Source organism: Streptomyces chattanoogensis, from assembly GCF_001294335.1.
In the GTDB taxonomy this organism is placed as follows: Bacteria; Actinomycetota; Actinomycetes; order Streptomycetales; family Streptomycetaceae; genus Streptomyces; species Streptomyces chattanoogensis.
Genome location: NZ_LGKG01000101.1, coordinates 90,637 through 102,562, shown reverse-complemented (window position 1 = coordinate 102,562; position 11,926 = coordinate 90,637). Strand labels below are relative to the sequence as shown.

12 protein-coding genes are annotated in these 11,926 nt (G+C 68.6%); all 12 read right to left on the bottom strand.

Annotated features, from left to right (window positions below; translation table 11 throughout):
- Positions 1-12: 12 nt before the first annotated feature.
- Positions 13-939, bottom strand: coding sequence for an ABC transporter permease (locus ADL29_RS12230; RefSeq protein WP_053923692.1), 927 nt, complete (start codon positions 937-939; stop codon positions 13-15).
- On the bottom strand, positions 936-1,793 hold the full coding sequence (locus ADL29_RS12225) for an ABC transporter ATP-binding protein (RefSeq protein ID WP_053923691.1): 858 nt from the start codon (positions 1,791-1,793) through the stop codon (positions 936-938). Before ADL29_RS12225 ends, ADL29_RS12230 begins: the two co-directional genes overlap by 4 nt.
- Before the next feature lie 2 nt (positions 1,794-1,795).
- The gene (locus ADL29_RS12220) at positions 1,796-2,881 is read right to left on the bottom strand and encodes an ABC transporter substrate-binding protein (RefSeq protein WP_053923690.1); all 1,086 of its coding nucleotides are present in this window, start codon (positions 2,879-2,881) and stop codon (positions 1,796-1,798) included.
- A 289-nt stretch (positions 2,882-3,170) separates the two neighbouring features.
- Positions 3,171-3,254, bottom strand: a complete 84-nt coding sequence (locus tag ADL29_RS46550) for a putative leader peptide (protein WP_388262187.1) — start codon at positions 3,252-3,254, stop codon at positions 3,171-3,173.
- A gap of 144 nt (positions 3,255-3,398) precedes the next feature.
- A complete protein-coding gene (locus tag ADL29_RS12215; RefSeq protein ID WP_053923689.1) occupies positions 3,399-4,523 on the bottom strand; it encodes an LLM class flavin-dependent oxidoreductase in 1,125 nt (374 codons plus the stop codon).
- Positions 4,520-5,929, bottom strand: a complete 1,410-nt coding sequence (locus tag ADL29_RS12210) for an NtaA/DmoA family FMN-dependent monooxygenase (protein ID WP_053923688.1) — start codon at positions 5,927-5,929, stop codon at positions 4,520-4,522. The genes ADL29_RS12215 and ADL29_RS12210 overlap by 4 nt, the downstream gene beginning before the upstream one ends.
- A gap of 17 nt (positions 5,930-5,946) precedes the next feature.
- Positions 5,947-7,197, bottom strand: coding sequence for an LLM class flavin-dependent oxidoreductase (locus tag ADL29_RS12205; protein ID WP_053923687.1), 1,251 nt, complete (start codon positions 7,195-7,197; stop codon positions 5,947-5,949).
- An 80-nt stretch (positions 7,198-7,277) separates the two neighbouring features.
- Positions 7,278-7,865, bottom strand: coding sequence for a flavin reductase family protein (locus ADL29_RS12200; protein WP_078970923.1), 588 nt, complete (start codon positions 7,863-7,865; stop codon positions 7,278-7,280).
- A 13-nt stretch (positions 7,866-7,878) separates the two neighbouring features.
- Complete coding sequence (locus tag ADL29_RS12195) at positions 7,879-8,616, bottom strand: GNAT family N-acetyltransferase (RefSeq protein ID WP_053923686.1); 738 nt, start codon at positions 8,614-8,616, stop codon at positions 7,879-7,881.
- A gap of 129 nt (positions 8,617-8,745) precedes the next feature.
- On the bottom strand, positions 8,746-9,771 hold the full coding sequence (locus ADL29_RS12190; protein WP_053923685.1) for an ABC transporter substrate-binding protein: 1,026 nt from the start codon (positions 9,769-9,771) through the stop codon (positions 8,746-8,748).
- A gap of 54 nt (positions 9,772-9,825) precedes the next feature.
- Positions 9,826-10,590: an amino acid ABC transporter ATP-binding protein gene (locus tag ADL29_RS12185; protein ID WP_053923797.1), complete on the bottom strand. Its 765-nt coding sequence runs from the start codon at positions 10,588-10,590 to the stop codon at positions 9,826-9,828.
- A 71-nt stretch (positions 10,591-10,661) separates the two neighbouring features.
- The gene (locus tag ADL29_RS12180; RefSeq protein WP_053923684.1) at positions 10,662-11,711 is read right to left on the bottom strand and encodes an amino acid ABC transporter permease; all 1,050 of its coding nucleotides are present in this window, start codon (positions 11,709-11,711) and stop codon (positions 10,662-10,664) included.
- Positions 11,712-11,926 lie beyond the last annotated feature (215 nt).

Below are 11,926 nucleotides of genomic sequence, written 5' to 3'. Positions count from 1 at the left end.
CCGGGGCAGACGTCAGCCCGTCGCGGGGACGCGCCATGCGCTGAGCCGCTTCTCCACGGTCACCAGCAGTTGGTTGAAGGCCACGCCGATGACGGAGATCGTGACGATGCCCGCATACATCTGGGGAATGGCGAAGTTGTACTGGGATGCGTTGATGAGATAGCCGAGACCGGCCTTGGCGCCGATCATCTCGGCGGCGACCAGGACGACGATGGACACCGCCCCGGCCAACCGGATTCCGGTGAAGATCGTCGGCACCGAGGCCGGCAGGATCACCTTCTGGAACAGCCGCGGGGCGGACAGGTCCATGGACTTCGCCAGCTTCAGCAGGGTGGGGTCGACGGTGCGTACCGCGCTGATGGTGTTGAACAGGATCGGCCAGGCGCACGCGTACACCACGATGGAGATCTTCGACGTCTCGCCGATGCCGAGGAGCAGGACGAACACCGGCAGGAGGGCCAGGGCGGCGGTGTTGAGGAAGACCTGCAGCAACGGGTTGAGGAGATCGGCGACCGGCCGGTACCAGCCGATGAGCAGGCCCAGCGGTACGGACACGCCGACGGCAATCGCGAATCCGCTGAACGAACGCACCAGGCTCGCCTGTGCGTTGTCGGCGAGCTGGCCGTTGGCCACCAGTCCCCACCATGCCTGGGCGACCTCGCTGAACGGCGGCAGGAAGGTGCGGTCCACCAGGCCGAGGCGGGGGGCCAGCTCCCACGCGAGCAGAAGGGCGAGGATCGCGACCGACCTGGTGATGCCGGTCAGTACGGCGCGCAGGATGCGGGCCGGTACGGGAGGGCCAAGGTGTCGCGGCCTGCTGGGCCTGCTCGGCAGGGCCGTCCCGAGCTTCTCGGTGGGCACTGGCGCCGTGCCGGTGGTCGGTGCGGAGAGTTCCTTTGGGGTGTCGAGCCGCGTGCTCGAACCGCTTGCGAGGCTCATACGGAGACCTCCTCCTTCTCCAGCAGTTGGGCCCTGGTCACCTCGTCGTGCAGCAGCGTCCAGATCTCGTGCCGGTACCGTGCGAACTCGGGGCTGGACCGTAGGTCGTCCGTCTCCGTGCGGGAGTCGAAGCCGATCGGCACGGCCTGCTTGATGCGGCCGGGCCTGGAGGTCATGACGGCCACCCGCTGGCCCAGGTAGACGGCCTCCTCGATGCCGTGGGTGATGAAGACAACGGTCTTTCCGGTGCGCTGCCAGATGCGCAGCAGCTCGTCCTGGAGCGATTCCCTGGTCTGGGCGTCCAGTGCGGCGAACGGCTCGTCCATCAGCAGGACGTCGGGGTCGTAGGCGAGGGAACGCGCGATGGCCACGCGCTGGCGCATGCCGCCGGACAGCTCGTGCGGGTGACGGTTCTCGAAGCCGGAGAGCCCGACCAGGTCCAGGTAGTCGCGGGCACGCGCGGCGCGCTCGCGTCGTGGTACGCCGGTCGCCTCCAGGCCGAATTCGACGTTGCCCAGGGCGGTGCGCCAGGGCAGCAGGGCGTATTGCTGGAAGACGATGCCGCGGTCCAGGCCGGGCCCGGTCACCGGTTCCCCGTCCAGGAGGATCCGTCCGGCGGTCGGCCGGGCGAGCCCGCCCAGCAGGTCCAGGAGCGTGGACTTGCCACATCCGCTGGGGCCGACCACGACGACGAACTCCCCCGCTTCGATCCGCAGGTCGACAGCGTCCAGAGCGGTGAACTCGCCGTCTCCGTCCCCGTAAGCCGATCCGCGGCCCGGGGACCTCCCCTTCTTGGCGGGAAAGGTCTTGCGCACCCGCTCGAACTCGATCTTTGGTGTGGCGGATCCCGGCATGGTCAGCTCCCGCTCTTGGAGGTCGGCTTGGCCGCGGACGACTGGTCCTTCGACTTGTCCTTCCGGCTGTACGCGTTGAACTCGTTGGTGTAGAGATCCGACGCCTTGACCTGGCCCTTCTCGATGTCACCGCGTTTGGCGAGCCAGTCGATCCACAGCTGGAGGTCCTTGTCGGCGATGCGCCCGGCGGTCTCGGCGACGCCGAAGGACTTCCAGTACTTCAGCGGGCCGGTGTCCTCGTTGCGGCCACGCTTCTTGACGATCTCGATCTGCCGGTCGATGACCTCGTCGCGCGGTCTGGCGCGGGCCCACTCGATGGCGCGCGCGACGCCCGTGACGAAGGTGCGCGCGGTGTCGGGGTTCTCCTTCAGGAACCGGTCGTTCACCACATACGTGCCGGCGGAAAAGTTGCCGAGCAGCTGGTGGTCGGTGAACAGCGGCCTGATGCCGCCGGTCTGCAGGGCCTTGTCGCGCAGGATGTCGCCGAGGACGCCCACCTGGATCTGCTTCTGCCGCAGCGACTGCTCGATGTTGACCGGGGGCACCACCAACGGCTCGACCTTCTTGATGTCCGCCTGTGACAAGCCGTGGCGTTGCAGGTAGATGTCGAGCATCGCCTCGGAGTGCGCGCCGAGGGTGTTCATCCCGACCTTCTTGCCGATCAGGTCACGGGCCGAGTGGATCGGGCTGTCCTTGAGGACGTAAAAGCCGTTGTAGGCGGCCTTGTCGACGCCGTAGTAGCTGATGACCGCCGTGATGGGAGCCTTTCTCGCAGCAAGTTTGACGACGGCTCCGTTGAACGCGCCGCCGAAGTCGACCTGCCCGGTGGCCGCCGACTGGATGTCCTGCGGCCCGCTGATCGTGTTGCCGACCCACTTCAGCTTCACGTCCTCCAGGAAGCCGAGGTCCTCGGCCAGTTCCGGCAGGATGACCGACCCCGCCCAGCCCTGGTATCGCAGCGTCTTGGCCTGATCCTTCGCCGAGCCGCCACCCCCGGTACCGCAACTGACTGCAACCGCCGAGAGGCCCAGCAGGGTGAGGAACTGTCGTCGGCTCGAAGGGGTCGTCAGCTTGCTTATGGAGCTCATGGAAGGGTCCTGTTCGCGTTGGTGAGTGCAGCAGCGGCGGTAGACGTACGGGGGGATGACCGCCGACTCGGGACGTAAAGAAACGGCCTGGGGTGTGAAGACAGCCCGAGGTGCGAAATCCGAAGAGGAAATGCGACGGGTGAGGTGAAACAAACCGGCACGCGCACCGGTCCCGGCCTATTCCAGGTGTGTATGCGGCGAGAAACACCTGGCAACGGGGAAAATCCCGGGCCGGAAAGTGCGCCGGAATCGAAGGGCGCGAAGGAGCAGCTGACGCTGGCCGGCAGCCCTAACGGCCAGCGGCACAGATGGCACTGGCCTGGCGTCGCAGATCGACGTGCAGGCGTGCGGTGAAGTTCGCCGAATGACTCACACTCGGGAGGCTGACAGCGAAAATCGGCCACGTCAATGACACAACAGCCCTCGTCTCACTTTCTGATTCTCCCGCCACGCGCGCGCAGCATGTCGTTCACAATCGCAGCCGCAGACAGCCGACAGGACGCGTACGGCTTCCCGCTCATCTGCGCTGCCACTCCTCCGCCAGCAGTTCGTAGGACCGCACCCGGTCGGCATGGCCGTGCGTGATGGTGGTGATCAGCAGTTCGTCGGCGCCGGTGGCCTCCTGAAGCTGCTCCAGCTGGTCGGCCACACGGCCCGGGGAGCCGGCGAACTGGGTTTCCACACGGTCGGCGACCAGTGCCCGGTCCGCGTCGGTCCACACATGGGAGCGGGCCTGCTCGGGCGTGGGGAACTCGATCGCGCCCTCGGCGCTGCGGATGCTGCGGACCCACAGGCCGTAGCCGGTGGCGAGTTCGCGGGCGGTCCCGTCGTCCTCGGCGACAACGACATCGGCCGAGACGCTCACGTACGGCTTGTCGAGCACGTCGGAGGGCTGGAACGCGGCGCGGTAGCCGTCCGCCGCCTCCAGCACGGTGGCCGGGCTGACGTGGTAGTTCGCCGCGAACCGCAGACCGTTGCGGCCGGCGGCCTCGGCGCTCTGCCCGCCGCTGCTGCCCAGGATCCACACCTGTACGTCGGCGCCCTCCCCCGGGACGGCGTGTGCCTCGATGCCGTCCGCGGAGCGGTACGTGCCGGCCAGCAGCGCGAGGATGTCATCGATCTGCTCGCCATAGTCCTGCGACTCGGCGCCTGGCAGCTGGAGCAGTCTGCGCTGGAGCGCGGCCCTCGGTGAGCCGAGCAGGTGCGCGAAGGAGAAGCGCTCCGGGATCCGCAGCCCGTTGGGGGCCCGGCCGTCGACGACAGGGGTCTCGGCCGGCAGCGGGGCGGCGGGCGGTCCGAGCGGACGACCGCCGGAGCGTCCGAGGCCCAGGTCGAGGCGCCCGGGGTGCAGCGTGTCGATCAGGCCGAATTCCTCGACCGTGGACAGCGCGGTGCGGTGACCGAGCTGTACGGCTCCGGAGCCGAGCCGGATCGTCGAGGTCGCGGAGGCGGTCAGGGCGAGGACGACGGCGGGTGAGGTGCCCGCCACGCCCGGATTGAGATGGTGTTCGGCGAACCAGTAGCGGGCGTAGCCGAAGCGTTCGGCCTGCCGGGCGAGGTCGATGGAGTTGTGGAGCGCCTCTGTGGCCGTGCCGCCGGACGAGATCGGGACCAGGTCGAGGACGCCGAGGGGTGTGCTCATGAGGCGGCCCGCCCGGCCGGCACCTCGGCGTCGGGGTGCTCCAAGCCAAGGTGGTCGCGCAGAGTGGTGCCCGCGTACTCGGTCCGGAACACTCCGCGCTCCTGGAGCAGCGGAACCACGGTGTCGGCGAAGGCGTCGAGGCCGCCAGGGGTGAGGTGCGGGACGAGGATGAAGCCGTCGGAGGCGTCCGCCTGGACGAACTCGTTGATGGTCTCGGCGACGGTGGCCGGGGAGCCGATGAACGACTGGCGGGTGGTGGTCTCGATGACCAGCTCGCGGATGGAGAGGTTCTTCGCTTCGGCGCGCTCGCGCCACTCCTTGGCGACGGCGAGCGGGTCGCGGAACTGCCGTACGCTGGCGCGGCCGAGCGCGATGGTGTTCTCGCCGGGGATCGGGTCGACGTCGGGCAGCGGGCCGTCCGGGTCGTAGGCGGACAGGTCCCGGTTCCAGACGTGCTCCAGGTACTTGATCGCGGTGGCTCCGCTCACCTGCTGCCGTCGTACCTCGTGGGCGAGTTCCCGCGCCTCGGCGTCCGTGTCGCCGAGGACGAACGTCGCGGCCGGCAGGATCAGGAGCTGGTCGTGTCTGCGCCCGTAGCGGGCGAGGCGGCCCTTGACGTCCTGGTAGAAGGCCTGCCCCTCCTCGAGCTTGCTGTACCGGCTGAAGATCGCGTCGGCGCTGGAGGCCGCGAACTCGCGCCCCTCGTCGGAGGCGCCGGCCTGGAAGATCACCGGGCGTCCCTGGGGGCTGCGCGGAACGTTGAACTGTCCGCTGATGTCGAACTGCTCGCCCTGGTGGATGAAGGCTCCGGCCTGGGCATCGCGCAGGAAGGTGCCGGTCGCCTGGTCGGCGATGATCTCGTCGCCGCGCCAGGAGTCGAACAGTTCGTGGGCCGTGGTCAGGAACTCCTTGGCCCGGGAGTAGCGCTCCTCCTGCGGCAGGAAACCACCGCGGCGGAAGTTCTCGCCGGTGAAGGCGTCCCAGGAGGTCACCACGTTCCAGGCGGCGCGCCCGCCCGACAGATGGTCGAGGCTGGCGAACTGTCGGGCGACCTCATAGGGCTCGTTGAAGGTGGAGTTGATGGTGCCGGTCAGGCCGAGGTGTTCGGTGACGGCGGCGAGCGCGGAGAGGACGGTGAAGGTGTCGGGGCGGCCGACGACGTCGAGGTCATGGATTTTCCCGCCCTGCTCACGCAGTCTGAGTCCTTCGGCGAGGAACAGGAAGTCGAACTTGGCTCGTTCAGCGGTCCGCGCCAGGTGTGCGAAGGAGCTGAACTCGATGTGGCTGCCGGCTTCGGGGGCGCTCCACACGGTGGTGTTGTTGACGCCGGGAAAGTGGGCCGCGAGGTGAATCTGTTTGAGCGGCTTGTCCGTTGAGGACGGCTTGTCCGTTGACGACGTGCTCATGAGTGGGTCCCTCCGGCTCAGGCGGTGGCGGCGGCGTAGCGGTTGGCGGGGCGGGCGAGCCCGAGCAGCCCGCGCAGGGTGTCGGCCTGGTAGGAGCTCCGGAAGGCGCCTCGGCGCTGGAGTTCGGGGACCAGACCCCGGGTGATCGCGGGGAGGTCGTGTCCCAGGACGGCGGGGCGCAGCCGGAAGCCGGACAGCCCGTCCGCCCTCAACTCCAGCAGCAGATCAGCAAGTTGGGCGGGTGTGCCGGTGAAGATTCGGGCGTCGCCGGCGTACGCGTATCCGGCAAGGGCGTCCAGGCGGTCCCGGCGGTCCTCCGCCGCGGCCGGAGTGTCGTCCAGGAAGACCACCAGGTCACCGAAGAGGTGCAGCGGCTCCCCCGTGCGCCCTGCCGCATCCTGCTCGGCACGCACCGCGGCGACGACGGCGCGCGCCTGCTCGGTGTCGTGCGGCGTGACGTATCCGACGTCGGCGGAGCGGGCGACCAGCCGGAACGGGGCACCGGTCGAGTGCTCGTGGGCGAGCGCGCTCACCAGGGGCTGGCCCTGCGGCGGCCGAGGCGTGATCGAGGGGCCCTTGACACTGAAGTGCTTGCCCTCGAAGTCGATGTAGTGCAGCTTGTCGCGGTCGATGAAGCGGCCGGTGGCGACGTCCCGGATCTCCGCATCGTCCTCCCAGCTGTCCCACAGCCGGCGCACGACGTCGACGTAGTCGGCGGCCTCGTCAAGGAGGTCCGTCGTCAGCTCCCGCACGGCCGGTCTGTCCAGGTCCCCGAGGCCGAAGGGCGGGATCGTGCGGCGTCCGAAGTGCCCGGCCTCGTTCGGGCGCGCCGTCACCTGCACACGCAGGCCCGCGCGACCGGTGCTCACATAGTCGAGCGTGGCGATCGCCTTGGAGATGTGGAACGGCTCGGTGTGGGTGGCCACCACGGTCGGCACGAGACCAATGTGCCTGGTCAGCGGGGCGACACGGGCGGCGATGAGGACGGCGTCCAGCCGTCCGCGCACCTGGTCGGTGCGGCCGTCCGGTTCCAGGAAGTGCGCGGACTGGAGTCCGAGCGAGTCCTCGATCGTGACGAAGTCGAGCAGGCCGCGTTCGGCCTCGGCGACGAGGTCGGCCCAGTAGCCGGCGGTGAACAGGTCCCGGGGCCGGGCCACCGGCTCGCGCCAGGCGGCAGGGTGCCAGCCCGCGCCGTCAAGCGCCACGGCCAGGTGCAGCGGGGCGGATGAAGGGGGCGAAGCAGGCAGCGAAGAGGATGACGAGGACACGGTGGGGCGCCTTCCTTATGGGACGTACGTACCGGGAGTGTGGGCTCATCTCGTCGCGATCGTCGCGGTCACTGTGACCGTCATGAAGCGCGACGGATCGGTTGTGGGAGCAGTGGACGGGCCGCGGCGAACGCCCTGTCGTGATGCACCAGTGCCGTCGCCTCCTGATGCACCGCGCCGGTCTCGACCTCGCCGACGACCAGCAGATGGTCGCCTACTGGCTGACGCAGCGTCACCCGAGCAGTGAGCCAGGCGGGTACGTCGTCGAGTATGGGCAGGCCGTCCTCGTGCGCGGTCCAGGCGATGCCCTGGTAGCGGTCGACGCCACTGCGTGCGAACTGCCGTGCCACCTCGGCGTTCTTGGCGCCGAGAAGGTGGACGGCGAACCGGTCGGTTTCCCGTACGGCCGGCACGGTGGATGCGCCGAGGCCCAGACAGAAGGACACGAGGGGTGGCTGCAGTGACACGGAGGTGAAAGAGGTGGCCGTGAAGCCGGCCGGGCCCGGGACGGTGATCACCGTGACTCCGGCTGCGTGGCGCCGCAGGACGCGAAGGAGTATGTCGTCGTCTGCAACGGCCGTTGAGTATCGCGCGGGGCGGTTCTCGGAGGTGACCATGTCGGTTCCCTTCGGCGTCTGGGCGTGGTCGGAGATGGCGTCGTCGGGCACGGCGGCCGCCTGTTCAAGGTGTCGGTGCCGACTGGCGGCCCGGGGTGCGCACCAGCAGGAAGTCCGTACGGCGGCGCAGGGTGAAGCCGATCGACTCGTAGAGGCGGATGGCGGGGGTGTTGCTTGCGAGGGTGTGGAGGAAGGGGGTCTCCCCGCGTTCCCTGATCCCGGCCGCCACCGCCCGGACCAGTCGCGTGGCCAGGCCCTGCCCACGGTGTGCCGGATGGGTGCAGACGGCGCTGATCTCCGTCCAGCCCGGCGGATGCACGCGTTCCCCGGCCATGGCGATGAGCCGTCCGTGGTGCCGGATGCCGAGGTAGGTGCCGAGTTCGACGGTGCGGGGCAGGAAGGGACCCGGCTTGGTCAGAGCGATCAGGTCCAGGATCTCGGGGATGTCATCGAGCCCGAGCCGTACCGCTTCGGGGGCGGATTCGGCGCGCAGCCCGGTGTCGACCAGTTGGACGCCCTGCCCTCTCTCCACGATCTCCCATCCGTCGGGGACGGCCCGCGCTCCCGTGACGGCGGTGACCGTGTCCGGGCCGACCAGCGCGGTCAGGTCGGCCCAGGCCCCCGGGTCGGCCGGGTCGGCGAGGGCGGTGAAGGGGCACACGTCCAGGGGGTAGCGGGCAGCGTGGCCGCGGCGCTCGGCGAACCGGGCGTGCGGGCCAGTCAGCGCGGCCCAGACAGCGTTGTCCAGGACGTGCGGTCCGGCCGGGCTCTGCGCGGGGGAAGGCGAGACGCTGGTGGACATAGTGGTGAGAAGGCTCCGTGGGATCCGTGTCATCCGTGACGGACATGGCGGGCCGGGGTGCCCGGGACTCCGACGTGACGCCGGAGTCCCGGGGCGGTCCCGGGCGGCAGACGCCCGTGCGAGCGTTGATCAGGAGTTGTCGAGCGGCAGGCCGGGCGGGTTGACCTGGGAGGTCCTGACGGCCTCGTTGGAGAGGTTCCAGGCGTCCAGCCACTTGGCGTACTGGCCGTGCTTGATCAGGTAGTTGATGGCCTCGGCGACCGGCTTGGCCAGCCCGCTGTCCTTCTTCGACGTCGCGGCGATCAGACCCTGGAGCTTCGCGCCCGCGCCGGAGAACTTGCCAGCGCTACGGGTTGCGTTGGGGGTATTCGCCGTGTGGGTGGTGTGGTAAGCGATGCTGGGGTTGGGGCCGAAGTGGGCATCTATCTTCCCGCTGTTCAGCGCCAGGTAGACACTGTTGTTGTCCGGGTAGTACTTGACGGTGAGGTCCTTGCCCTCCTTCTTCAGCTTCGCCTTCCACTCCAGCAGGACCTTCTCCTGGTTGGTGCCCCGGCTCACCGAGACCGTCTTGCCGGCCAGGTTCTTGTAGTCGCCGTCGAAGTTCCAGGGGCTCTTCTTGGGCACCTCGAACCCCAGGTTGTCCTGCCGGTAGGTGGCGAACTCGTACTTCTTCTTGCGCTCCTCGGTGTCGGTGACGTTGGAGAAGGCCACATCGACCTTGCCACTGTCGATGCCGACGAACAGGTTCTCCCAGGTCGAGTTCTTCAGCTCGGGCTTGAGGCCGAGGACCGCGGCCACCAGTCGACCGAAGTCGGGCTCGGATCCGGTGAGGGTCTTCTGGTCATCCCCCACGTACTGAATCGGCACGGAGCCGGTGGGCAGGGCGCCGACGCCGATGACCAGCTTGCCTTGCTTGACGATCGACTTGGGCAGCTTGGCGCTGATGGACTTGACCTCGGAGACCTTGAGGTCGGTCTCCTTGGCGGCCCCGTTGGAAAGGGCGCCCACGGTGACCGTCCCGGACGGCTTGTTGTCAGACTTGCCGGCCGCTTCGCTGTTGCCCCCGCAGGCGGCGAGGCCGGTGGCGAGGGTGGCGACGGCGGTGCCTGCGGTGAGGCTGCGGAGGAGTCTGCTGCGAAGGTTGGCGGTGCGCATGGCTGTCCTTGGTTCGGTGAGTGATTGTGGTGGCGTGTTGCTTGTTCGGCGGGGTCAGAGCACCTTGCTCAGGAAGTCCCTGGTCCGCTCGTGTTTCGGGTGGTCCAGCACCTCGGTGGGCGGGCCCTGTTCGACGATCCGACCCTCGTCAAGGAAGACGACCTGGTCGGCGACCTCACGGGCGAATCCGATCTCGTGGGTGACGATGATGAGGGTGGTGCCGCTGGTGGCCAGGTCCTTGATGACGGCCAGCACCTCGCCGACCAGTTCGGGATCAAGCGCGGAGGTGGGTTCGTCGAAGAGGATGACCCCCGGCCCCAGGGCGAGCGCGCGGGCGATGGCCACCCGCTGCTGCTGGCCGCCGGACAGCTGCCGCGGATAGGCGCCGACCTTGTCGGCCAGGCCCACCCGGCCGAGCAGCTCGCGGGCCAGCTCCTGGGCCTGTGGCTTGGTCAGCTTCCCGGTGGCAACGGGAGCGGCTGCCACGTTGTCCAGCGCGGTCAGATGCGGGAAGAGGTTGAAGTTCTGGAAGACGAAGCCGATCCGGCCGCGCTGGCCCAGGATGACCCGCTCGCTCAGCTCCTTGAGCCTCTCACCGTGCCGGCGTACGCCGATCGGCTCGCCGTTCACGCTGACGTACCCGACCTCGGGCTTCTCCAGATGGTTGATCACCCGCAGCAGGGTGGACTTGCCGGACCCGGACGGCCCCAGAATCACGGTGACCTCGCCCGGCCGCACGGTCAACTCGACGCCGTCCAGCACCCGGTGAGCGCCGTACCACTTGTGCACGTCGTGCACCTCGACGGCAGCCGGCCGTATCTCGGTGGCGTCGGTTGTGTCGGTGGCCTCGGTGGTCTCAGTCAGCTCGGTGCTACCAGCAGTCTCGGTCGTCATATCGCCGCCTCCCTCCGGGCTCGGACCCGCAGATCACGCAGACTCGTCCGCAACTTCTGCAACGGCGTCGGCGGAAGGGTGCGCGTTGCGCCCCGGGAGAAGTACCGCTCGACGTAGAACTGGACGACGGAGACCGCACTCGTGAGGATCAGGTACCAGACGGTGGCGACCAGTAGCAGCGGGACGATGTCACCCGGGTAGGTGCTGCCCATGCTCTGCGCGGATCCGAACAGGTCGAGCAAGGACACGTAGAAGACGAGCGAGGTGCTCTTGATGAGATTGATCAGCAGATTGACGTAGTTCGGGGTGATGGAGCGCAGTGCCTGCGGAAAGACGATCTTCGTGAACTGGTAGCTCTTCGGCAGGCCGAGTGCCGATGCCGCCTCGTGCTGCCCCTGGTCGACCGCGAGGATGCCGCTCCGCACCACCTCAGATGCGTACGCCGCCTCGTTCAGGCTGAGTCCGACGACCGCAACGACGATGTCGGTGGCGAGCCGGGACTCGTCGAAGCTGAAGAAGGCGGGCCCGAACGGAACCCCCAGGCTCAGCGTCTTGTACAGCGCGCTGAAGTTGTAGAGGAACAGCAGCACCACGATCAGCGGGACCGAACGGAACAGCCATGTGTAGGTCCAGCTGACCGCCCGCAGTACCGGGCTCCGGGACAGCCTGCCCAGGGCGACCAGGATGCCGCCGAGCAGACCCAACACGGCACTGTACGCCGTCACTTCGAGGGTGATGAGCAGACCGTCGAGGATCGTCGGGCGCAGGAACCAGTACTGGAACCGGTCCCACTGATAGAAGGGGTTGGTCACCAGTCCGTGGGCGATCTGGGCGACCAGCACCAGCACGATCGCCGTGGCGATCCAGCGGCCCGGTCTGCGCAACGGCAGCACACGCTGGGCCGCCAGTGGCCGCGGTGCGGTGTCGTCACCCGGCCGTTCGGCCTCGGCGAGGCGTGCGGTACGAGGCGCGGAGGAGAGTTCGGGGGTCTCCTCGGCAGGAGGCGCTGAGGCAAGGGATACCGCAGCGCCAGGAGATTGACTCATGGAGGGCTCCAGCGAATTCGGACACCCCGGACCACGGATGCGGCAACGACACCGCAGAGCCGGCAGGACTCTGCGTGACGATGCGCACGGGGCATGCGGAACGGGGGCTGGGCAGGAAGGGCGCACACCACGACAGCGGTGGCGTCACAGATTCAGAAGACCGTCAGCCTTAGCAGAAGGCACAGCAGGTGCCTGTGCCGGTACCGGTACACAGC